Genomic DNA, 21,124 nt, shown 5'->3' with positions numbered 1-21,124 from the left:
TCCCCCGCTGCCCGACGAGGGCACCGGTCCGCGTCGGTCGGACGCGCGGGTCCGCGACGGACCCTTCCGGTGCAGCGCCGTCAGTCTCGCCGAGACCGGGGTCCCGTGCCTCTCGGGAGCCGCCGTCGCTGCGGTCGGGCCGGTGTCCACGCGGGTGTCCGCATGCTGGCGCCCCGTGAGATGGACGGGTGGCTCGCGACGTATGCTGGGTTTCAGCACCTGTGCGCCCGGCAGCGCCGTGGGCCCCGCGACGTGTTGCACCGCCGACGTGATGATCCGCCGACGCGATGACGGCCACGACGCAGGACCGCGGGACCAGAGCTGCCAGGGCCTCCCCGACCCGGAAGGCGTCCGCGTCCCGTGAGCACGAACCGCACCCTCCGCGTCGCCGTCGTCGGCGCAGGCCCGGCCGGCATCTACGCGGCCGACATCCTGTCGAAGACCGACCTCGACGTCAGCATCGACCTGTTCGAGCGGCTCCCCGCGCCCTTCGGCCTCGTGCGCTACGGCGTCGCGCCGGACCACCCGCGCATCAAGCAGATCATCGTCGCGCTGCACAAGGTCCTCGAGCGCGGCGACATCCGCCTGCTCGCGAACGTCGACTACGGCACCGACCTCAAGCTCGACGACCTGCGCCAGTTCTACGACGCGGTCATCTTCTCGACCGGGTCGATCCGCGACGCCTCGCTCGCGATCCCCGGCATCGAGCTCGACGGCTCGTACGGCGCCGCGGACTTCGTGTCCTGGTACGACGGCCACCCGGACGTCCCGCGCACGTGGCCGCTCGAGGCCCAGCACGTCGCCGTCCTCGGTGCGGGCAACGTGGCGCTCGACGTCGCGCGCATCCTCGCCAAGCACGCGGACGACCTGCTGCCGACGGAGATCCCCGCGAACGTCTACGAGCAGCTCAAGGCCTCGCCCGTGACCGACGTGCACGTCTTCGCGCGCCGCGGCCCCGCGCAGGTCAAGTTCTCCCCGCTCGAGCTCCGCGAGCTCGGCCACGTGCCGGACGTCGACGTCATCGTCTACCCCGAGGACTTCGACTTCGACGAGGGCTCGATGGCCGCGATCCACTCGTCGAACCAGACCAAGCAGGTCGTCAAGACGCTCACGGACTGGACGCTCAAGGAGCCGGAGGAGAACACCGCGAGCCGGCGCATCCACCTGCACTTCCTGCACAAGCCCGTCGAGGTGCTCGGCGAGGACGGCAAGGTCGTCGGGCTGCGCACCGAGCGCACCGCGCTCAACGGCGACGGCAACGTCACCGGCACCGGCGAGCTGCACGACTGGCCGGTCCAGGCCGTGTACCGCGCGGTCGGGTACTTCGGCTCGCCGCTCGTCGACATCCCGTTCGACGACGTCGCGGGCGTCATCCCGAACCGTGAGGGCCGCGTCGTCGACGTCGACGGCGAGCGCGTCCCCGGCGTGTACGCGACCGGGTGGATCAAGCGCGGGCCGGTCGGGCTCATCGGCCACACGAAGTCCGACGCGAGCGAGACCATCCGCCACCTCACCGAGGACGCGGGCGACCCGTCCGACCCGGAGAACCCGTTCTTCACGGCGGCCGACCGCGACCCGGAGGCCGTCATCGACTTCCTCGCGCAGCGCGACGTCGACGTCATCGAGTGGTCCGGCTGGCAGCTGCTCGACGCGTACGAGCGCTCGCTCGGCGAGCCGCACGGGCGCGAGCGGGTCAAGCTCGTCCCGCGCGACCACATGGTCTCGATCTCGCTCGGCCGGGAGCTCGCGCAGGACTGAGCCCCCGCACGCGACACCCCCGACGGCGCCCCGGTCCTCGTGACCGGGGCGCCGTCGGCGCGTCCGCGGCGACGAGGTGCAGCGCACGGAGGGAACGTCACCGCGCCCGTGCGCGTTGTCGGGGTGGAAGCACGCACGGACCGGGAGGAGCGGCGCACGGATGGGTCACCAGCACTACAACGGGCTCAAGACCGCGGCGTTGTTCGGTGCCCTCTGGGCGGTGCTGCTCGGCATGGGCGCGCTCATCGGCAACGGCCGGCTCATCTGGGTCTTCGCGCTGGTCGGCGTCCTGACCACGGCGTACAGCTACTGGAACTCCGACAAGATCGCGATCCGGGCGATGCACGCCCGCCCCGTGAGCGAGCTCGAGCAGCCGGCGATGTACCGGATCGTGCGTGAGCTGTCGACCGCCGCGCGCCAGCCCATGCCGCGCCTGTACGTGTCCCCGACGGCCGCCCCCAACGCGTTCGCGACGGGCCGCAACCCGCGCAACGCGGCCGTGTGCTGCACCGACGGCATCCTCGCGCTGCTCGACGAGCGCGAGCTGCGCGGCGTGCTCGGCCACGAGCTGATGCACGTGTACAACCGCGACATCCTCACCTCGAGCGTCGCCGCCGCCGTCGCGGGCGTCATCACCTCGCTCGCGCAGATGATGCTGATCTTCGGCGGCGGCAACGACCGCGACCGCGGCAACCCGCTCGCCGCGCTCGCGATGGCGATCCTCGCGCCGTTCGCCGCGATGCTCGTCCAGCTCGCGGTGAGCCGGACGCGCGAGTACGACGCCGACGAGGACGGCGCCCGCCTGACGGGGGACCCGCTCGCGCTGGCCTCGGCGCTGCGCAAGCTCGAGCTCGGGACGCAGGTGCGGCCGCTGCCGCAGGACCGTGAGCTCGTGGACGTCTCGCACCTCATGATCGCGAACCCGTTCCGCGGCGGGGGCGTCGGCCGGTTCTTCGCGACGCACCCCCCGATGCCCGACCGCATCGCCCGGCTGCAGCGCATGGCGGGTCTGCCGCCCGCGTGACCCTGGTACCTCAGGGCTGCGGCCACGGGCGCGACACGGCCGGCGGAGGGCCGGGTGCGGTGCGCCCGTGGCGTCCGGGTGCACCACGGCGCGCATCCGGGTGACGCGTGCGCGTCCCGCCCGGTTCGCGGTCCGCGCCGGGTCACCCTGTGAACGGACATAAGCGGACGAGCGGGACGGGCGCTAGCGTGAGCCGGCTCGCGAGCGGGGTCGCGAGCGACGACGGCCGGGCGGCACGGGGGTGGTGCGCCGGCACAGGCCGGTGCCGGGCCCGCACAGGCACAGCGGTGGACGACGGAGGGACGGTCATGGGGGAACGCGCGTACGAGGTCGCCGTGGTCGGCGGCGGGGCCGCCGGATCGGCGACGGCCTGGGCGCTCGCGCGGCGCGGGGTGCCGGTCGTGCTCCTCGAGCGCGAGGCGGCCGACGTCGCGCTCCCCGAGACGGGCGACGAGCAGATCGTGCGGCTCGCGCACCCCGACCCCGCGTACGTGCGCCTCGCGCAGTCGGCGCACGCCTGGTGGGCCACGCTCGGCTCGGAGTCGGGCGAGGAGCTGCTGACGCCCGTCGCGAGCGTCGAGCACGGGCCCGTCCGCGCCGTGCGGCCCGTCACCGAGGCGCTCCTCGCGTGCGGCGCGCCGTTCGAGTACCTCACGGGCCCCGAGGCGGCGGAGCGCTGGCCCGGCATGCGGTTCGACGACCGGGTGATCGTGCAGCCGTCCGCGGCGCGGGTCGACGCGCGCCGCACCGTCGCGCTGCTGCAGCGGCAGGCCGTCGCGCACGGCGCGGACGTCCGCCACGGGGCCGAGGTCGTGGCTGTCACCCGCACCGAGGACGGGCGGGCGCGGGTGCGGGTCGCCGGGGGAGTCACCGAGGGCGGCTACGCGCCCGAGCACGAGCTGGTCGTCGGCGCGGTCGTCGTGGCCGCAGGAGCGGCGACCGCGGCCCTCGTCGACGGCGTCCCCGGCCTCGAGCACCTGCCGGAGCTCCGCGTCGCCCGGACCGAGCCGGCCCGGTTCGCCGCACGGGACGCGTCGCTGCGCGGCGAGGCGTGGGTCAGCTTCACGCACCACGTCGACCCCGAGGCGCACGCCGAGGCGCGCGGGTCGCTCGGCGTCGACGAGGGCTACCCGGCGCTCGCGGTCGACGGCCGGCACGTGCCCGGGGTCGGCGCGGTGGTCGGCCACCGGGTCCCCGCGGGCGACGCCGCCGACGCAGGCGCCGGCAGCGGTCCCGACGTCCTGCGCGCCTACGTCGACGCCTGGCTGCCCGGGCTCGACCCGGACCGCGTCGAGCCCGTGACCCGCACGGCCACGACGACCCCGGACGGCGGCTTCCTGGTCGACCGCGTCGGCCCGGTCGTCGTCGGCGCGGGCTTCGGAGGGGACGGCGCGGCGCTCGCCCCCGCGCTCGGCCAGCTCCTCGCCGACCTCGCGGCCGGCCCCGCGGAGCCGTCGCAGGAGGAGCCGGACCTCGCGGCGTTCACGATCGCCCGGTTCGCGACCGTCGACGCCTGACGGGCGAGGGGCCGGTCGTCGTCGACGGCCGGCCCCTCGCACACCACCGGCCGCAGCGGCCGCGGGCGTCCGCTCAGCGGTAGTTCGTGAACTGCAGCGCCGCGTCGAGGTCGGCACCCTTGAGCAGCGCGATGACCTCCTGCAGGTCGTCGCGGCTCTTCGCCGAGACCCGCACCTCGTCGCCCGTGATCGTCGACTTGACGCCCTTGGGGCCCTCGTCGCGCACGAGCTTGCCGATCTTCTTGGCGATCTCGCTGCTCAGGCCCTCCTTGATCAGCGCCTCGAGGCGGTACTCCTTGCCCGACGGCTTGGGCTCGCGCTCGCCCACGTCGAGCGACTTGAGCGAGATCCCCCGCTTGATGAGCTTGGTCTCGAAGACGTCGAGGATCGCGAGCACGCGCTCCGCGGAGTTCGCGGCCATGACGATCTTCTCGCCGCTCCAGGCGATCGACGCCCCGACGTTCTTGAAGTCGTAGCGCTGCTGGATCTCCTTGACGGCCTGGTTCAGCGCGTTGTCGACCTCCTGGCGGTCGACCTTGCTGACGACGTCGAACGACGACTCGCTCGCCATGGTTGTCCTCCTCGCGGCACGCCGTGGCGGCCGGCATCTCTCGGTGTGTCCTGCGGTCGGTCGGTCCGGGGTCGGCACGCGCGCCCGCCCCGTCACCTGCACCCTACGAGGCCGGTGTGCCCCGGTCTGCACCGCACGGTCCTGGGCGGCTGCGCACGCACCTCGGAATCGTTGCTATCCTTCCACCCGCACGCCGTCCGCGGCGCGCGAACCTTGGCGGGTTACCCGAGTGGCCAAAGGGGGCTGACTGTAAATCAGCTGGCAACGCCTACGGGGGTTCGAATCCCTCACCCGCCACCCACGCAGAACGGCCGCCCTCTCGACGAGAGGGCGGCCGTTGTGGTTCGTGCGGGGACCTGCTGCGGCGGCGGGCCGCAGGGGAGGGTCAGGCGGCGCAGGTGTGCGTGCCGGGCGTCACGGTGACGACCGCGCCCTCGTACAGGGTGTCGAAGGCGCCGGCGTCCTCCGCCGTCGCGAACGGGACGCCCACGCCGAGCGGGTCGGCGTACCCGGTGAGCGCGACGAGGCTCTCCTCGGCGCCGGACTGGCACTTGGGGTCCCAGGGCAGCGTGTCGTAGCCGACCTCGGCGAGCGCGTCGACCGACGGCTGCAGCGCGGCCTCGACGTCGGCGCCCGACTCCGCGACCCCGGTCCACACGACCCAGAACTCGCCCTCGGCCTCGTCGACGTCGATCGCCTCGGGCCACGTCAGCTCACCACCGGTCGCAGCGGCGTCGTCGGGCTCCTCGGACGAGCCGGTGCACCCGGCCGTCAGGGCGAGGCCGAGTGCGAGGACGAGGGCTGCTGCGGGCGACGTGCGCCGTCGGGTGGACATGGCGGGGATGCTGGCACGCCCGATATGTCGCCCGCGACTTCCCTAAACGATTCGCCACCCGCCCGGGAGCGGCGTGCCGAGCCGGACGTCGACCGTGGGCGCGGGGGGCAGGTGGGTCGGGGCCGAGGGCCCGCGCGCTCCGCGGAGGGTCAGGGGTGGTCGGCGCGGCGTGCGCGGCGCAGGTCGTCCGCGAGCTGCTGGGCCTGCGTCGACATGAGCGTGCGGTAGAGCCAGAACGCGGTCTCGACGGTCACGGCGGGCTCGCCGCCGTCGCGCGCCGCGAGCCAGTCCCGCTTGGCGGCGCGCACGTCGGCGTCGGTGATCTCCACACGGAGGGCATCGTCGATGGGCACGGACGTACTCTGACGGACGCCGAGGTGCCGCGCAGCCGTTCACACGGGGTTCACCCGAGTTTGCCGCCCTCGGAGGGCCGCAGATCACCCGCCTGGAGTCATCGAGGTCTCACGATGCGGTGGCACGGCCGGGGCGCCGCGGCCGGACGGTGGGCGACGTGGGGCGCCCGTTCGCGGACTCGATTTCGCAGCGACGGCCCCGCCCGTGTAACCTTGCACGCGCTGCCCCGATAGCTCAGTCGGCAGAGCGTCTCCATGGTAAGGAGAAGGTCAAGGGTTCGATTCCCTTTCGGGGCTCTGTTGGTGTGCCGGGGGCTGTGACGCTCGTAGGAGCGGAGCGGCCCCCGCGCACCGATGAAGGCGGGGTAGCTCAGGTGGTTAGAGCACACGGCTCATAATCGTGGTGTCGCGGGTTCGAGTCCCGCTCCCGCTACCGCCAAGAACACAACCGCGCGTCGGCCGGCGACGCGTGCGACCAGTACGTTGCGCCCCGGGGCGCGAGAGGTGGCAAGACCATGGCCAGCAAGAGCTCAGACGTCCGCCCGAAGATCACGCTCGCGTGCACCGAGTGCAAGGAGCGGAACTACATCACCAAGAAGAACCGCCGGAACGACCCCGACCGCCTGGAGCTGAAGAAGTTCTGCCCGCGCGACGGTCGCCACACCGCGCACCGCGAGACCCGCTGACGCCTGGCGCCCACGCCAGCCGTGCCGGTCAACGCCGAGTACGCGGGACGCACGTACCCCGCGAACGCGCCCTACGAGGTCGCGCGCGAGAAGCTCCGTGAGTTCGCGGACGCCGTCTGCGCCACGCACCCCGCCCACACCGACGTGGACGCCGCGCGCGCTCTCGGCCACCCGGACGTCATCGCGCCCCCGACCTTCGCGGTCGTGGTCGCGCAGCGTGCCGAGGCCCAGCTGTTCACCGACCCGGCCGCCGGGATCGACTTCAGCCGGGTCGTGCACGCGGACGAGCGCTTCACGCACCACCGGCCGATCCACGCGGGCGACCGCCTGGTGACGGTCCTGCACGTCGACTCGATCGCCGAGCGCGCCGGCCTCGCGATGATCACGACGCGCGCCGAGATCGCCGACGCCGACGGTGCGCCGGTCGCGACCGTCGTCTCGACGCTCGCAGTCCGCGGGGAGGGCTCCTGATGAGCGGCCGCCCCGTGCTCGCGGACCTCGCCGTCGGCCAGGAGGTCGGCCGCGCCGAGCTCACCGTCGACCGCGCCCGCCTCGTCCGGTACGCCGGCGCCAGCGGCGACTTCAACCCGATCCACTGGAACGAGCGCCTCGCGACCGAGGTCGGGCTGCCCGGGGTCATCGCGCACGGCATGTGGACCATGGGCGCCGCGGCCACCGTCGTCGCCGACTGGGCGCAGGACCCGGGAGCGGTCGTGGACTACCAGGTGCGCTTCACGCGGCCCGTCCCGGTCCCGGACCCGGGCCACGCGGTCGTCGAGGTCGTCGCCACGGTCGGGGCGCTCGACGCCGGCGAGGGCACGGCCCGCGTCGACCTGACGGTGACGTCGGGCGGCACCCGCGTGCTGGGCAAGGCGCAGGCAGTCGTCCGGCTCGCCTGAGCCCCGCCGACCCCTCGCCCCTGCACCTGCGCACCCCGCCGGTGGCGCCCTCGACCACTACCCGATCGGGGGGAGTGGATGCCCGGTTCTTCCGGTTCGTGAATCGTGTCACTACGGTGTCCTCCGGGGGGTCGCACCGGCGCGGCCCCCGGGATGGGGAAACCACATGCACGAGACCGCATCATCCGCCGCGCAGCCGTCGCCGCTCGTGGCCGGCCCCTCGGACCCGAGCTCGCGCCACGTCCTCGACCGCGCCGCGCCGACCCGACGCGGCTTCCTCGCCGCCGCGGGCGTCGGTGCTGCGGGCTGGGCCGTGCTCGGCACCGCGGGCGGCGCGACCGCCCAGGGCCCCGTCGCGACCGGCGGCGGGCACGGGCACGGGTACGGCGGAGTCCGCCAGTCGAAGCGGGCCGCGCTCGAGTTCATCCGCGTCGCGACCGACTCCTACCCCGACGTCAACCCGGGGCCGCGGCTCGCGCAGAGCTACGCCGACGAGCTCGGGCTGTTCAGCACCGCGTTCGTCTACGACAACGCCCTCGCGATCAACGCGCTGCTCGCGGCGGAGCGGGGAGTGCCGGAGCACGCCCGGGTGCTCGCCGACGGCCTCGTCTACGCGATGGAGCACGACCCGGTCCACTCCGACGGACGCCTCCGTCAGGGCTACAACGTCGGCCCGTACACGTTCTACGACGGGACGCCGCAGCCGTACGGCTTCGTGCTGCCCGACGGCACCGCGAACATCGGCTGGCAGTTCGGCTTCCTCGGCACCGCGGTGGGCGACATGGCGTGGCCGGGCGTCGCGCTCGTGCAGCTGTACTTCCGCTCCCGCGAGCGGCGGTACCTGGACGCGGCGATCCGGATCGGCGAGTGGATCACGAAGCACACGTGGTCGCAGGCGCCGCTCGGCGGGTTCTCGTTCGGGGTCAACGGCGCGAACGAGCCCGTGCCGAACGGCTCGACGGAGCACAACATCGACTGCGTCGCGTTCTTCACGCTGCTCTCGCGCGCGACCGGTCAACGCCGGTGGCGTGACGCCGCGGCGCACGCCCGCGCGTTCGTCGACCGCATGTGGGAGCCCGCCGTCGGGACCTTCTACACCGGGACGAACGACGGCGTGGAGATCAACCGGGACCCGCTGCCGCTCGACCCGGCGACGTGGAGCTGGATCGCGCTGCGCGAGCGGCGCTACGCGAGCTCGCTCGACTGGGCGGCCTCGGCCCTCGCCGTCACGGACCAGCCCGACGCCCCGACGTCGCAGCTGCCGGACGGCGTGACGGTCTCGGGCGTCACGTTCAGCACCGCGAGCCTGACCTCGACCGCGCAGTACAACGGCATCACGGTGCACCCCCAGGGCGTGTGGCTCGAGGGGACCGCGCAGCTCGCGGCGTCGTACGCGGACCGCGGCGGGCGCCGGGACCGCCACCGGGCGGAGGCGCTGCTCGACCAGGTGCGCGTCGCGCAGTCGGAGCTGGGCGCGGGGCAGCACCTCGGCGGTGTCGAGCTCGCGCCCGGCGGCGGGGTCGTCGCCGCGTCGAGCCTCCTCGACAGCGGCTTCGGCTTCGGCTACTTCCAGGTCCAGCACGTCGGCGCGACGTCCTGGTACCTGATGGCCGTGGAGGGCGCGAACCCGTTCCAGAAGAACGGGCTGCACGGGCACTGAGCGCGAGCGCCGGGGTCGTCCCGCGTCCACGGAGGGACGCGGGGCGGCCCCGCAGCGCACCGCCGACGCTGGGACCCGCCCTGCCCGTCGTGGGCGCGGCGTGGTGTCCTGCGCGCCTCAGGCGGGCACGGGGCCCGACGTCGTGCCGACACGGAGCTCGACGGGCAGCACGACGGACTCGGGCTGCGACCCCGCGAGCAGCGCCTCGACGGCGTTGCCCACCGCGACGCCCTTCGCCTGGAGGGGCTGCACGACGGTGGTGAGCGCGTCGGGCGCGAGCCAGGGCAGGTCGAGGCCGTCGAAGCCGGCGACGGACACGTCCTGCGGCACGCGGAGCCCGAGCTCCCGGGCGGCGAGCACCACACCCGATGCGAGCAGGTCGGACTGCGCGATCACCGCGGTCGGCCGGTCGGGGCGCGAGAGCAGCGCGCGGCCGGCGTCGGCGCCGTGCTCGACGAGCGACGCCGGCGTCTCCCAGGTCTCGACGGGCTCGACGCCCGCGTCCCGGACGCCCGCGAGGCGCCGGCGGGTGACCTGCCACTCGATCGCGGCGAGGCGGGCGTCGTCGACGGGCCCCGAGCGCCGGGCCTGGTCGAAGGGCAGCGTCACGGTCGCGATGCGGCGGTGACCGAGGTCGAGCAGGTGCTGCGCGAGCACCGCGATCCCGGCACGGTCGTCGATGCCGACGGCGGCGACACCCTCGGTCGCCTGCCCCTCGAGGAGCACGACGGGGATGCCGCGGCGGCGCAGCGTCGTGAGCACGGGGTCGTGCGGGGTCGAGCCCCACATGATGACGGCGACGTCCATCGCGGCGGACTCGACGAGCGGGTCGACCAGCGGCGCGCCGGGGCCGGTCGAGCCGGGGATGAGCAGCACGCCGAGCCCGAGGACGCCGAGCGTGTCGACCAGGCCGTCGAGCACCTGGATCGACACGGGGTCGCGGAACGAGCGCCGCAGGGCGTCCCCGATGACGACGCCGACGATGCCGGAGCGTCCGCTGCGCAGCTGGCGGCCGAGCGGGTTGGGGCCGCTGTAGCCGAGCTCGGACGCGGCGGCGAGCACCCGGTCACGGGTCGTCGCGGCGATCGGGCCGGCGCCGGAGAACGCGAGCGACGCGGTCGAGACCGAGACCCCGGCGGTGGCCGCCACGTCCGCGAGCGTGGGTCGCTGGTTCGACAGGGTGCACCGCCTCCTGCAGGAGCGCCGCCGGGGCGGTCGCCCGGGTGGTCCGGGGTGACTTCGCGCGACGTCGGTTGACGCCGCGGCCAGCGTACCCGCAGACTGGTCGTCATCCTCAGATCGTTTCGACCCGCGTCGCGCGGTTCGATCGAATCGATTCGATCCGCCCCCGGCCACCACCACCCCGCCGGGCTCTCACCCCCGCTCTGGAGCTGTTCGTGACTCACCCGCGCGACCGCGTCGACCGCGTCGCCGCCCCGGCCCCCGCCCCCGTCTCCGCACCCGACGCCCCCGCCGGTCCGGCCCCGCGGACCTCGGACGCCCTCCCGCTCGTGCGGGCGCGCTGGGTCCTCATGGGCCTGTTCGCGCTCAACGGCCTGACGTTCTCGAGCTGGCTCGCCCGGATCCCCGCGGTCCGCGACGCGCTCGAGCTGACGACGGGGCAGCTGGGCTCGGTCCTGCTCGCGGGCTCGCTCGGCGCCCTCGCGACGGCCACGGTCGCCGGCGTGCTCGTCACGCGACGCGGGGGACGCCTCGCGCTGCTGCTCTCGACCGTCGGGTTCGCGCTCGCGTACGTGCTCATCGGTGCCGGCCCCACGCTCGGCTCGGTGCCGCTGCTCGCCGTCGGCATCTTCCTCACCGGCGTCTCGTTCGCCGTCGGCAACGTCCCCCTCAACGTCGAGAGCGCCTCCGTCGAGCGCCGGATGGGCCGCACGGTCCTGCCGCAGTTCCACGCGGCGTTCTCGATCGGTGCCGTCGCCGGCTCGGGCGTCGGCGCGCTGGCCGCGCACCTCGACGTGCCGCTGCTCAGCCAGTTCCTCGCCACCGCCGTGGTCGGGACCGTGTGGCGTCTGCTGTCGATCCGGCACGTGGTCGTCGCGTCGCGGCCCGTGCGCGAGCGCGTGCTCACCGACGTCGCACCCGCTGCCCCCGGGGTGCCGGCCCCGCGCACCCCGCGCCGCGGCCTCGGCACGGCGCTCGACGCGTGGCGCGAGCCCCGCACCGTGCTCATCGGCGTCGTCATCATGGCGGCGGCCCTCTCCGAGGGCTCCGCGAACGACTGGCTCGCGCTCGCGGTCGTCGACGGGTTCGACCAGCCCGAGGCCGTCGGGGCGGCGGTGTTCGGGTCGTTCGTCGCCGCCATGACCGTCGTGCGCCTGCTCGGGACGCGCCTCATCGACCGCTACGGCCGGGTCGCGGTGCTCCGCACGTCCGGCGTCGTCTCGCTCGCGGGCCTGCTCGTGTTCGGCTTCGCGCCGACCCTGCCGCTCGCCGGCGCGGGCGTCGTCGCGTGGGGGCTCGGCGCCGCGCTCGCCGTGCCGCTCGGCATCGCGGCGGCGTCCGACGACCCGATGCTCGCGGCCGGGCGCGTCGCCGTCGTGTCCGCGTTCTCGTCGGTCGCCTCGCTCGCCGCGCCGCCGCTGCTCGGGCTCGCCGCGGAGTCGATGGGCGCGCGCCACGCGCTCGTCCTCATCGCGGGGGCGATGGTCGTGAGCGTGAGCCTCTCGAGCCGGGTCGCGCGCGTCGACCCGCCCGCTGCACCTGCGCTGCCGGCCCCGGCGGCCGACGACCCGGCGCTCGCCGCCCTCGTCTCCCGCGTCGTCGGACCCGTGGGCGAGGATGGCCGGGGGACCGCGTCCGCCCCGGAGCCCGAGCTCGACGCCGTCGGCGCCGCCCCCGCCGCCCGATGACCACCGACCGCACCTCCCACGAGAGAGCCGACCGACCCATGTCGAGCACCCCCCACGTCACCGGCGCACCCGCCGTCGACCCGGCCCGCGTCCGCGCCGCGTCGTTCGCGGTCTTCCTCGTGTTCGTCCTCAACGGCGCGCACTTCTCGAGCTGGGCCTCGCGCCTGCCGGCGGTGCGCGACGGGCTGGGCCTGACACCCGCGCAGATGGGGGTGCTGCTGCTCGTCGGCTCGGTCGGGTCGCTCGTCTCGCTGCCGCTCTCGGGCGTCATCGTCACGCGCCTCGGTGCGGCCCGCACCGTGCTCGGGTTCGCGCTCGTCAACGCGACCGGGCTCGTCATCGCGTCGGCGGGCGTCGCGATGGGCAACGCCGTCGTGGTCGGTGCGGGGCTCGTCGTCTTCGGTGTCGGCACCGGGGTCTGGGACGCCGCGATGAACCTCGAGGGTGCGATCGTCGAGCAGAAGCTCGGACGCACGGTCATGCCGCGGTACCACGCGGGCTTCTCGCTCGGGACCGTCGTCGCGGCCGGCCTCGCGGCCCTCGCCGCCCGGCTCGACGTCCCGGTGCACGTCCACCTGCCCGCCGTGCTCGTCGTCTCGTGCATCGGCGTCGCGTGGTGCGTGCGCCGGTTCCTGCCGGCCGCCGGCCACGTCGAGCACGCGGACGCGAGCACCGGTGCGGTCGCCCGCCGGGCGTTCGGCGCGTGGCTCGAGCCGCGCACGCTGCTCATCGGCCTCGTGGTGCTCGCCGCCGCGCTCACCGAGGGCTCGGCGAACGACTGGGTCGCGCTCGCGGTCGTCGACGGCTTCGCGACCGACGACACCGTCGGTGCGCTCGTCTTCGGGGTCTTCGTCACGGCGATGACCGCGATGCGCTTCCTCGGCACCAACCTGCTCGACCGGTACGGGCGCGTGACGGTGCTCCGGCTCTGCGCGGCGCTCTCGCTCGTCGGGCTCCTGATCTTCGGTCTCGTGCCCGACACGATGCTGTGGCTCGCGCTCGTCGGCGTCGTGCTGTGGGGGATGGGCGCCGCGCTCGGGTTCCCCGTCGGCATGTCCGCCGCGAGCGACGACCCGCTGCGCGCCGCGGCGCGCGTGAGCGTCGTGTCGACGGTCGGGTACTCCGCGTTCCTCGCGGGCCCGCCGCTGCTCGGCCTGCTCGCGGACGAGATCGGGTACCGGCAGGCGCTGCTCGCGATCGCCGTCCCGGTGCTCGTCGGGCTGCTCGTGGTCCGGGCGGCGGCACCCGTCGAGCCCGTGACCCTCCGCGCTGCGGGGCAGCGGGACGAGCACGGCGACGGGCAGGACGGCCGCGCGGACGCGGCCCCGGCGGACGTGCCGCCGACCGATAACCTGGCGCGGTGACGAACCCGGCTCCCGCCCCCCTGCTCGCCGCGCTCACGACGCTCGGCGTCGGCGGGCCCGCCGGGCGCTACGTCGAGACGAGCACCGAGGCCGAGCTGATCGCGGCGGTGCGTGCTGCGGACGACGCCGGCGAGCCGCTGCTCGTGCTCGGCGGCGGCTCGAACCTGCTGGTCGGCGACGCGGGGTTCGACGGCGTCGTCGTGCGCGACGTGCGGACCGGCGTCGAGACGCCCGACGCCTCGGCGTGCGCGGGCGTCACCGTCACCGTCCCGGCCGGGACCCCGTGGGACGACGTCGTGGCGCACGCGGTCGCGACCCGGCTCGTCGGGATCGAGGCGCTCTCCGGCATCCCCGGCTCGACCGGTGCGACGCCCGTGCAGAACGTCGGCGCGTACGGCCAGGAGGTCGCGCAGACGATCTCCGTGGTCCGCGTGTGGGACCGCGGGCGTGCCCGGGTGCGGACGCTGCCGCTCGTGGACCTCGCCTTCGGCTACCGCACGTCGCTGCTCAAGCGCTCGATGCGCCCCGTCGAGGGGGACCCGAGGTCGCCGTGGGGGCCGACGCCGCGCTACGTGGTCCTCGACGTGACGTTCCAGCTCCGCATCGGTCCGCTGTCGGAGCCGGTCGCGTACGCCGAGCTCGCGCGCACCCTGGGCGTCCAGGTGGGGGAGCGGGCGCCGCTCGCCGACGTCCGCGCGGCGGTGCTCGCGCTGCGTGCGGGCAAGGGCATGGTGCTCGACGCGGCGGACCCGGACACCGCGAGCGCGGGCTCGTTCTTCACCAACCCGGTGCTCGACGCGGAGCTCGCGGCGCTGCTGCCCGAGGGCGCGCCGCGCTACCCGACGGGCGACGGCCGCACCAAGACGAGCGCCGCGTGGCTCATCGAGCAGGCGGGGTTCGGGCGCGGGCACGGGCTCCCGGGGCCGGCCGCGGTCTCGACCAAGCACACGCTGGCGCTCACGAACCGGGGCGGGGCGCGCGCCGTGGACGTGCTCGCGCTGGCCCGCGAGGTCCGCGAGGGGGTGCGCGCCCGGTTCGGGATCGAGCTCGAGCCCGAGCCGGTGCTCGTGAACGCGAGCCTCGACGGCACGGGCTCGACGACGGGCGCTGTCCCCGCGGAATCCCCTGGTGAAGTCCGGGCGATTCCGGACATGGTGTAGGTATGGGCATCTTCCTGGACTGGGCACGCTCCGCCTCGAACGCGCTGCACCGTTCCCTCGGGAGCGCGCGCGAGCGGCGCACCGTGCTGACCGCCCTCCTCGGTGTCGCCTCGCTCCTGCTGGGCGCGACGCCGGTGCTCCCCGAGGACGAGCCCGTCGCGGACCCCGGCCACCGGGTCCTCGAGACCGTGAGCCTGCAGGGCGGCGCGGTGACCGTCGTGCACGCCGAGGTCGGGACGCTCTCCTACGGCGACTGCGCGTCCGGCACCACGTGCGTCTGGACCGGCCCGTTCTACGGGGGGACGATGTTCCAGCTCAACCAGCCGGGCGCCGTGATCGGGCTGCCGGCCGTGACCATCGGCAGCTACGCCAACAAGCGGTCGAAGCGCTCCACGTTCTACGAGACGGCGGGGGGCGGGGGCAGCAGCGTCTGCGCCGGACCCTGGACCCGCAACCAGGCCGTCGGCGGCTGGCTCGCCGGTGCCCGGTCCCTGATCCAGAACGCGACCGCGACGAGCTGCTGACGCGCGCCCGGCGCTCCCGCGGCAGCGTCGTGTGCCTACACTCGCCCCTGAGGTCACGAAGGGGCTGCACGTGGACGAGGACCAGTTCGCGGCGATGTTCGCCGAGCTGTACCCCGTCGTGCTCGGGTACGCGGCCCGGCGCACCGACTGGCACGTCGCCGAGGACGTCGCCGCCCAGGCGCTCACCGTCGCGTGGCACCGCGCTGACGTCCTGCCCGAGGACCCCGACGCGCGGACCGCGTGGCTCATCGTGGTCGCGCGCAACATCCTCGCGAACTCCCAGCGCGCCCGGCTGCGCGCCGCGCGGCTCGACGTCCGCATCCGCGCCGGTCTCGCCGCGGGCGTGCCGATCGTCGAGATCGACCCCGCCGAGATCGTGACCGACCGGATGCTCGCCTCGACCGTCATGCGCAAGCTCGCGCCGCGCGACCAGGAGATCCTCCAGCTCGTCGCGTGGGACGGCCTCGACCTCGTCGCCCTCGGGCGTGTGCTCGGCTGCTCGCCCGGCACCGCGGCGATGCGCCTGCACCGGGCGCGCCACCGGCTCGAGCGGCTCGTCCAGGCCGGGCACGCCGTCGAGGACGACGCGCCCGCCCGCCCGTCCGCCCCGCACACCGCCCGGGTGGAGCACGGGGACGAGGACCAGGACCGGTTCCCGGGGCGCCGGGGGCTCGCGCCGCGGCGTCGATGAACGACCACGAGGTCCAGAAGGTCCAGGCACTGCTCGGCGACACGAACCCGGTGCCCGAGCGCGTGCTCGACCGCGCCCACGAGCGCCCCGCCGCGCGCGAGGCGCTCGACCGGATCGTCCGCACCCGGCCCGACCCGGCGCGCCGGCCGCTGCCCCGGGAGGTGCGGGCACGCGCCCGCCGCACGCGCGACGGCCTGCCCGTCCGGGTGGCCGTCGGGGTCGCCGCGGTCACCGCCCTGGCCGTCGCGGTCCTCGCGGACCCGCTCGGCACGCCCCGCGCCGTCGCGGACACCCCGCCGCTGCTCAGCTACGGGCTCGTCGTCGACACCGAGCTCGCCGAGGCGACGGGGGACGAGGCCGCGCCCGTGCTGGCGTCGTTCGCGGACGCGGCGCGCGCCCGGGTCGAGCCGCCGCGCACCGGCGACGTCCAGTACGTGCACGTCGCCCGCTGGACCTTCGAGGGCACGACGGACGCCGGCGGGACGCGCGCCGCCGTCGTGCCCGGGACCGTCGACACCTGGGTCCGTCCCGACGGCTCCCTGCGGAGCGTCGAGAGGTCGGGCGAGCCGCTCGAGGTCGGGGGGCGCCTGCCCCAGGACGGGGCCGCCCCCGGTCCGCCCGAGGAGCAGACGTTCGGCCCCGGGGCGAGCGACGCCCCCACCCTCGACGCCCTCGCCGGGCTCGCACCCGACGTGCTGCGCGAGCGCCTGCTCGACGGGACGGTGTGCGCGGCGCGGGAGTCGACGCCCGACGAGACCGCGGTGTGCCTGCTCGAGGGGACGGCCCGGGTCCAGGAGCGTGCGGTCGTGAGCGGCGCGGTCGACGCCGCGCTCTGGTCGGCGCTCGCGGGCGAGGAGCGGCTCGTGACCCTGGGCGCCGTCCTCGACCGGGCCGGGCGCCGCACGGTCGCGATCACCGTCGGGCCGGAGGTCGGTGCGCCGGTGCGACCGATCCTCCTCGTCGACCCGGCGGACGGCGCCCTGGTCGGCGTCGAGCGGGTGCTCGTCGACGAGTCCGCGGGCTACGGGGTCCCGGCGCCCGCCGTCGTGGGGTTCGACGCGTACCTCACCCGGGCATGGGTCGACGAGAGCGGCTGAGGGTCGCTCATGCCGGGACGGGCCCGTCCGGAGCGGCCCTGTCCGGCGTGGCCCCGTCCGGGACGGCCTCGTCCGGGGCTGCGAGCCAGGCGTCGACGCCGGCGAGCAGGCGGTCTCGCGTCGCCGTACCGGCCCGGCTCGCCCGGATGGAGCCGCGCGCGAGCTCGGCGAGGGCCTCGTCGTCGAAGCCGTGCACGTCGCGCGCGGTGCGGTACTGCTCCGCGAGCCGGGAGCCGAACAGCAGCGGGTCGTCGGCGCCGAGCGCCACGGTCGCCCCCGCGTCGACGAGCGTGCGCAGCGGGACGTCCGACGCCTGCCGGTACACCCCGAGCGACACGTTCGACGCGGGGCACAGCTCGAGCGCCACGCCGCCGGCGACGACGCGCTCGAGCAGCGCGGGGTCCTCGGCGGTGCGCACGCCGTGGCCGAGCCGGTCGGGGGCGAGGTGGTCGAGGACGTCCACGACGTGCTCGGGTCCCAGGAGCTCGCCGCCGTGCGGGACGGAGGCGAGCCCGGCGCGGCGCGCGATCGCGAACGCCGGCGCGAACTCCTCGGTGTCCCCGCGCCGCTCGTCGTTGCTCAGCCCGAACCCCACGACCTCCCCGGGCCCCTCGCCGGCGTGGCGGGCCGCGAGCCGTGCCAGCGTCCGCGCCTCGAGCGGGTGCCGCATGCGCGACGCGGCCACGACGAGCGCCACCTCGACACCGTGGCGGGCGCTCGCGGTGCGGGCCTCGTCGAGGATGATCTCGAGCGCCGCGGAGAGCCCGCCGACGTAGGGCGCGTACGACGTGGGGTCCACCTGCAGCTCGAGCCGGCCGGAGCCCTCGGCGGCGTCGTCCGCGGCCGCCTCGTCGACGATCCGGCGCAGCGCCGCCTCGGTGCGCACGCACGCCCGGGCGGCGTCGTAGAGGCGCTGGAAGCGGAACCAGCCGCGCTCGTCCGCGGGGACGCGCAACGGGTCGCCGTCGAGCAGCGCCGCGGGCAGCCGGACGCCGGAGCGCTCCGCGAGGTCGCCCAGCGTCGCCGTGCGCATCGAGCCGGTGAAGTGCAGGTGGAGGTGGGCCTTGGGGAGCAGGGCCACGTCTCGCACGCCGACAGTGTGCCAGGGCGCGCCGGGGTCGGCCGCCCGGGGCCACCGCCCGGACCGCCGGCGTGCAGCGGCCGTCAGACCCCTGCGGTCGCGTCCACGAGCCGGTAGCCGACGCCGCGCACGGTGTCGAAGTGCTCCGCGCCGAGCTTCTTGCGCAGGTAGCGGACGTACACGTCGACGACGTTCGAGCCCGGGTCGAAGTCGTAGCCCCACACCTGCGAGAGCAGCTGCTCGCGGCTCAGCACGTGCCCCGGGTGGCGCAGGAACGTCTCGGCGAGCGCGAACTCGCGCGCCGACAGGTCGACCTCCTGCGAGCCGACCCGCATGCGGCGCGTGCGCAGGTCGAGCTGGAGCGGCCCGTGGGTCAGCGTCGCGACCTCGCCGACGACCTGGGGGGTGCGCAGCCGGAGCCGGACGCGCGCGAGCAGCTCCTCGAACCGGAACGGCTTGGCCATGTAGTCGTCGGCGCCCGACTCCAGGCCCGTGACGGTGTCGGTCACGGAGCTGCGCGCCGTGAGGATGATGACGGGCAGTCGCGCCCCGGACTCGCGGAGCTGGCGCAGCACGTCGAACCCGTCCATGTCGGCGAGCCCGAGGTCGAGCACCAGGAGGGCGTACTCGCCGGTGCGCGCCAGCGCGAGCGCCTCCGCGCCGGTCGCGACCGTCGCGGTCGCGAAGCCCTCGGAACGCAGGCCCTTGGCGATGAACGCGGCGATGCGTTCCTCGTCCTCGGCGATGAGGATCTGTGTCATGTCTGCTCCAACAGCTCGGCGGGGGTGAGACGCGGTTCTTCCACGAGGTCCAGCGCGGGGAGGTCGAGCACGAACACGGCCCCGCTGCCCGCACCGAGCGGGGGCCGTTCGAGCGTCACGCGGCCGTGGTGCGCCGCGGCGATCGCGGCGACGATGGGCAGGCCCAGCCCGGCGCCGTCGCCGCGGCGACCGATGCGGTCGGCGCGGCCGCGGTGGAAACGCTCGAAGATGCGCGCCTCCTCCTCGGGGGCGACGCCGGGACCCTCGTCGCGCACCCACAGCAGCACGCGGCCCGAGCGGATCTCGCTGCCGATGCGGATCCACGTCCCCGGGGCGGAGACCGACACGGCGTTCGCGATGAGCTGGAGCCACGCCTGCGTGACGCGCTGGGAGTCGACGAGCACCGTCGCGTCGGCCCGGGCAGCGACCTGCCAGCGCCGGTCACCGAGCCCGCGCGCCTTGTCGAGCACGTCGTCGGTGAGCCGCCCGACGTCCGTGGGGGCGACCCGCACGAAGTCGGGCCGCTCGGCGGTCGCGAGCGTCATGAGGTCGTTGACGAGGCGGTGCATCCGGTCGAGCTCGTCGAGCGCGAGCGCCTGGGTCGCCCGCACGTCGTCGGGGTCGTCGGGGTCCAGCAGCTCGAGGTGTCCCCGCACGATCGTCAGCGGCGTCCGCAGCTCGTGGCCCACGTCGTCGAGCAGCTCGCGCTGCGACCCGAACGCGCTCTGCAGCCGGTCGAGCATCGCGTTGACGGTCCGCGCGAGGTCGGACAGGTCGTCGGAGCCGCTGACGGAGATGCGCTCCGAGAGGTCCGACTCGGTGATGTGCCGCGCGGTGTCACGCAGCAGCCGCACGGGCCGGAGCAGGCGCCCGACGACGAACCACGCGACGAGCGCGATGACCACGAGCGAGCCCAGCGCGACCGACGCGTAGGACCGGTACACCCGCGACATCGTCGCGATCTCGGCCCGCCGGTCGATCGCGACGACGAACAGACCCTGGTGCGGGTCGCCCGTGACCGAGACCGGCATCGCGACGAGGCGGTACTCGGTCGCGGACGTGCGGACGGTCTGGAGCTCCACCGGGTCGTCGGGGGAGACCGCCGCGAGCCGGCGCAGCAGCTCCTCGTCGGCCTCGAGGCGCAGCGGCACGGACGTCGAGGCCAGCCAGCGCGGCTCGCCGTCGACCAGCGCGAGCACCCCCTCGTGCTCGGTGAAGCCGCGGCGCTGCACCGCCGCGTAGAGCAGGTCGGTCACGGTCGTGAACTCGAGCTCGGGGTTGCGCTCGGCGTCGGGGCCCTCGGCGGTCACGAAGCGCAGCACGTCGATCGCCCGGACGAGCGAGTCGTCGATGCGCTTGTCGGTGCGCTGCGCCTGCAGCAGGTACGCCGTCGCCCCCGCGATGACGACCGCGAGCGCCGCGAGCAGCAGCACCGCCGAGAGGACCCGCGCACGGACGGTCAGGTGCGCCACCCGGTCGTGCGGGGCGCGGCCCCGTCGCCGTCGGGCCGAGCGCATCACCACGTCCCGCCGTGGGCGACGTGACCGTGGTGTCCGTGGTGACCACGGTCGGCGCCGTACCCGCCGTCGCGGCCGGACCTCCCGTGACCGGACGCCGCGCCCCGCAGGTCCGACGTCGACGGCTGGGGTCGGGTCGGTGCGGTGACGTGCGCCTGGTCCCGCGTCGGGCGGGCGTGGGAGGCGCGTCCGGGCGCACGGCCGGCGGGCGGGCGGGCCTCGGTGGGCTTGCCGGGCGGCAGGGTGGCCGGCGCGGGGGCCGGTGCGACGGGTGCGCGCTCCACCGCGGGTGCGGGTGCGGGTGCGACGGGGGCGTGCTCCACGACGGGAGCGGGTGGGGGCACCACGGGTGCATGCTCCACGGCGGGAGCGGGAGCGGGAGCGGGAGCGGGAGCGGGAGCGGGAGCGGGAGCTGGAGCGGGAGCGGGAACGGGAACGGGAGCGGGAGCGGGAGCGCGGGGTGCGGGCTCCGCCTTCGGTGCGGGCGCCACGGGTGCGTGCTCCGCCGAGCGTGCGGGCGCTGCGGGCGCCGGCGCGACCGAGCGGGCCGGCGGGACGTCACCCGACCACCACGTCGCTCGGGTGCTCGTCCCGTCGCCCGCCGGGTCGGTGCCGCGGGTGCGCTCCGGCGTGACGTCGGCCGACGGTGCTCTCGTCCCGACCCACCATCCCGCCGTGCCCGGCCACGCACGCGCACCGGCCGGCGACGCGGACCCGCCCGGCGACGCGGACCCGCCCGGCGACGCGGAGCCGCCC

The 21,124-nt window shown here is 75.5% G+C and carries 20 protein-coding genes and 3 tRNA genes; 16 read left to right on the top strand and 7 right to left on the bottom strand.

The genetic code is table 11. The features are described 5' to 3' along the window. Positions 1 to 360: 360 nt before the first annotated feature. From AB6N24_RS14190 to AB6N24_RS14180, 3 genes are all read left to right on the top strand, one after another. The gene (locus AB6N24_RS14190) at positions 361 to 1,758 is read left to right on the top strand and encodes an FAD-dependent oxidoreductase (protein ID WP_412870033.1); all 1,398 of its coding nucleotides are present in this window, start codon (positions 361 to 363) and stop codon (positions 1,756 to 1,758) included. Between the two features lie 160 nt (positions 1,759 to 1,918). Then, positions 1,919 to 2,782: a zinc metalloprotease HtpX gene (gene htpX, locus AB6N24_RS14185; protein WP_412870032.1), complete on the top strand. Its 864-nt coding sequence runs from the start codon at positions 1,919 to 1,921 to the stop codon at positions 2,780 to 2,782. A gap of 308 nt (positions 2,783 to 3,090) precedes the next feature. Then, positions 3,091 to 4,299, top strand: a complete 1,209-nt coding sequence (locus tag AB6N24_RS14180; protein WP_412870031.1) for an FAD-dependent oxidoreductase — start codon at positions 3,091 to 3,093, stop codon at positions 4,297 to 4,299. 73 nt (positions 4,300 to 4,372) lie between these two features. Here AB6N24_RS14180 and AB6N24_RS14175 read toward each other — a convergent pair whose 3' ends face one another. Continuing rightward, positions 4,373 to 4,870 (bottom strand): YajQ family cyclic di-GMP-binding protein, encoded by a 498-nt coding sequence (locus AB6N24_RS14175; protein ID WP_034628745.1) that lies wholly within the window; start codon positions 4,868 to 4,870, stop codon positions 4,373 to 4,375. Between the two features lie 215 nt (positions 4,871 to 5,085). Between AB6N24_RS14175 and AB6N24_RS14170 the strand changes: the two genes are divergently transcribed. Continuing rightward, positions 5,086 to 5,167 (top strand) — tRNA-Tyr (locus AB6N24_RS14170). An 88-nt stretch (positions 5,168 to 5,255) separates the two neighbouring features. Here the strand turns inward: AB6N24_RS14170 and AB6N24_RS14165 are convergent. After that, positions 5,256 to 5,705: a hypothetical protein gene (locus tag AB6N24_RS14165; protein WP_412870030.1), complete on the bottom strand. Its 450-nt coding sequence runs from the start codon at positions 5,703 to 5,705 to the stop codon at positions 5,256 to 5,258. 149 nt (positions 5,706 to 5,854) lie between these two features. After that, positions 5,855 to 6,058 (bottom strand): hypothetical protein, encoded by a 204-nt coding sequence (locus AB6N24_RS14160; RefSeq protein ID WP_183295426.1) that lies wholly within the window; start codon positions 6,056 to 6,058, stop codon positions 5,855 to 5,857. Between the two features lie 224 nt (positions 6,059 to 6,282). Here AB6N24_RS14160 and AB6N24_RS14155 point away from each other — a divergent pair. The 6 genes from AB6N24_RS14155 to AB6N24_RS14130 all read left to right on the top strand — a co-directional run bounded on the left by AB6N24_RS14155 (position 6,283) and on the right by AB6N24_RS14130 (position 9,303). Further along, positions 6,283 to 6,355: transfer RNA gene (locus tag AB6N24_RS14155), tRNA-Thr, on the top strand. A gap of 62 nt (positions 6,356 to 6,417) precedes the next feature. Further along, a tRNA-Met gene (locus tag AB6N24_RS14150) sits at positions 6,418 to 6,491 on the top strand. An 82-nt stretch (positions 6,492 to 6,573) separates the two neighbouring features. Further along, entirely contained in the window at positions 6,574 to 6,744 is a 171-nt protein-coding gene (rpmG, locus tag AB6N24_RS14145) for a 50S ribosomal protein L33 (RefSeq protein WP_034628739.1), read from the top strand. A gap of 21 nt (positions 6,745 to 6,765) precedes the next feature. Then, a complete protein-coding gene (locus tag AB6N24_RS14140; protein ID WP_412870029.1) occupies positions 6,766 to 7,215 on the top strand; it encodes an FAS1-like dehydratase domain-containing protein in 450 nt (149 codons plus the stop codon). After that, positions 7,215 to 7,643 (top strand): MaoC family dehydratase, encoded by a 429-nt coding sequence (locus AB6N24_RS14135; RefSeq protein WP_412870028.1) that lies wholly within the window; start codon positions 7,215 to 7,217, stop codon positions 7,641 to 7,643. The genes AB6N24_RS14140 and AB6N24_RS14135 overlap by 1 nt, the downstream gene beginning before the upstream one ends. Before the next feature lie 166 nt (positions 7,644 to 7,809). Further along, positions 7,810 to 9,303 (top strand): Tat pathway signal sequence domain protein, encoded by a 1,494-nt coding sequence (locus tag AB6N24_RS14130; RefSeq protein WP_412870027.1) that lies wholly within the window; start codon positions 7,810 to 7,812, stop codon positions 9,301 to 9,303. Positions 9,304 to 9,420: 117 nt separating this feature from the next. Here AB6N24_RS14130 and AB6N24_RS14125 read toward each other — a convergent pair whose 3' ends face one another. Continuing rightward, a complete protein-coding gene (locus AB6N24_RS14125; protein ID WP_412870039.1) occupies positions 9,421 to 10,482 on the bottom strand; it encodes a LacI family DNA-binding transcriptional regulator in 1,062 nt (353 codons plus the stop codon). Between the two features lie 218 nt (positions 10,483 to 10,700). Here AB6N24_RS14125 and AB6N24_RS14120 point away from each other — a divergent pair, with 218 nt between their 5' ends. The 6 genes from AB6N24_RS14120 (at position 10,701) to AB6N24_RS14095 (ending at position 17,009) form a co-directional block, all read left to right on the top strand. Next, positions 10,701 to 12,173 carry an MFS transporter gene (locus AB6N24_RS14120; protein WP_412870026.1) on the top strand — a complete coding sequence of 491 codons (1,473 nt, stop codon included), beginning with the start codon at positions 10,701 to 10,703 and terminating at the stop codon, positions 12,171 to 12,173. Positions 12,174 to 12,211: 38 nt separating this feature from the next. Beyond that, positions 12,212 to 13,537 (top strand): MFS transporter, encoded by a 1,326-nt coding sequence (locus AB6N24_RS14115; RefSeq protein ID WP_412870025.1) that lies wholly within the window; start codon positions 12,212 to 12,214, stop codon positions 13,535 to 13,537. Beyond that, positions 13,534 to 14,697, top strand: coding sequence for a UDP-N-acetylmuramate dehydrogenase (locus AB6N24_RS14110; protein WP_412870024.1), 1,164 nt, complete (start codon positions 13,534 to 13,536; stop codon positions 14,695 to 14,697). Before AB6N24_RS14115 ends, AB6N24_RS14110 begins: the two co-directional genes overlap by 4 nt. A gap of 2 nt (positions 14,698 to 14,699) precedes the next feature. After that, a complete protein-coding gene (locus AB6N24_RS14105) occupies positions 14,700 to 15,221 on the top strand; it encodes a peptidase inhibitor family I36 protein (RefSeq protein ID WP_412870023.1) in 522 nt (173 codons plus the stop codon). A 70-nt stretch (positions 15,222 to 15,291) separates the two neighbouring features. Then, complete coding sequence (locus AB6N24_RS14100; protein ID WP_412870022.1) at positions 15,292 to 15,912, top strand: RNA polymerase sigma factor; 621 nt, start codon at positions 15,292 to 15,294, stop codon at positions 15,910 to 15,912. Then, positions 15,909 to 17,009, top strand: a complete 1,101-nt coding sequence (locus AB6N24_RS14095; RefSeq protein ID WP_412870021.1) for a hypothetical protein — start codon at positions 15,909 to 15,911, stop codon at positions 17,007 to 17,009. The genes AB6N24_RS14100 and AB6N24_RS14095 overlap by 4 nt, the downstream gene beginning before the upstream one ends. Before the next feature lie 7 nt (positions 17,010 to 17,016). On the opposite strand, the gene AB6N24_RS14090 is transcribed toward AB6N24_RS14095, so the two are convergent. The 3 genes from AB6N24_RS14090 to AB6N24_RS14080 form a co-directional block, all read right to left on the bottom strand. Next, a complete protein-coding gene (locus tag AB6N24_RS14090) occupies positions 17,017 to 18,099 on the bottom strand; it encodes an adenosine deaminase (RefSeq protein WP_412870020.1) in 1,083 nt (360 codons plus the stop codon). A 74-nt stretch (positions 18,100 to 18,173) separates the two neighbouring features. Next, positions 18,174 to 18,851: a response regulator transcription factor gene (locus AB6N24_RS14085; RefSeq protein ID WP_412870019.1), complete on the bottom strand. Its 678-nt coding sequence runs from the start codon at positions 18,849 to 18,851 to the stop codon at positions 18,174 to 18,176. After that, positions 18,848 to 20,323 carry a sensor histidine kinase gene (locus AB6N24_RS14080; protein ID WP_412870018.1) on the bottom strand — a complete coding sequence of 492 codons (1,476 nt, stop codon included), beginning with the start codon at positions 20,321 to 20,323 and terminating at the stop codon, positions 18,848 to 18,850. Before AB6N24_RS14080 ends, AB6N24_RS14085 begins: the two co-directional genes overlap by 4 nt. Between the last annotated feature and the right edge of the window lie 801 nt (positions 20,324 to 21,124).

This window comes from Cellulomonas jepli, assembly GCF_047229345.1.
Lineage (GTDB): Bacteria > Actinomycetota > Actinomycetes > Actinomycetales > Cellulomonadaceae > Cellulomonas_A.
Note: the sequence above shows the minus strand (reverse complement) of the source record. Positions and strands in the feature narration are given on the sequence as shown.

What these genes read in the sequence shown, in the direction of transcription:
- AB6N24_RS14115 (WP_412870025.1), top strand. Translation starts at nt 12,212, where the DNA reads ATGTCGAGCACCCCCCACGTCACCGGCGCACCCGCCGTCGACCCGGCC.
- AB6N24_RS14180 (WP_412870031.1), top strand. Translation starts at nt 3,091, where the DNA reads ATGGGGGAACGCGCGTACGAGGTCGCCGTGGTCGGCGGCGGGGCCGCC.
- AB6N24_RS14105 (WP_412870023.1), top strand. Translation starts at nt 14,700, where the DNA reads ATGGGCATCTTCCTGGACTGGGCACGCTCCGCCTCGAACGCGCTGCAC.
- htpX (WP_412870032.1), top strand. Translation starts at nt 1,919, where the DNA reads ATGGGTCACCAGCACTACAACGGGCTCAAGACCGCGGCGTTGTTCGGT.
- AB6N24_RS14165 (WP_412870030.1), bottom strand. Translation starts at nt 5,705, where the DNA reads ATGTCCACCCGACGGCGCACGTCGCCCGCAGCAGCCCTCGTCCTCGCA.
- AB6N24_RS14085 (WP_412870019.1), bottom strand. Translation starts at nt 18,851, where the DNA reads ATGACACAGATCCTCATCGCCGAGGACGAGGAACGCATCGCCGCGTTC.
- AB6N24_RS14175 (WP_034628745.1), bottom strand. Translation starts at nt 4,870, where the DNA reads ATGGCGAGCGAGTCGTCGTTCGACGTCGTCAGCAAGGTCGACCGCCAG.
- AB6N24_RS14095 (WP_412870021.1), top strand. Translation starts at nt 15,909, where the DNA reads ATGAACGACCACGAGGTCCAGAAGGTCCAGGCACTGCTCGGCGACACG.
- AB6N24_RS14130 (WP_412870027.1), top strand. Translation starts at nt 7,810, where the DNA reads ATGCACGAGACCGCATCATCCGCCGCGCAGCCGTCGCCGCTCGTGGCC.
- AB6N24_RS14135 (WP_412870028.1), top strand. Translation starts at nt 7,215, where the DNA reads ATGAGCGGCCGCCCCGTGCTCGCGGACCTCGCCGTCGGCCAGGAGGTC.
- rpmG (WP_034628739.1), top strand. Translation starts at nt 6,574, where the DNA reads ATGGCCAGCAAGAGCTCAGACGTCCGCCCGAAGATCACGCTCGCGTGC.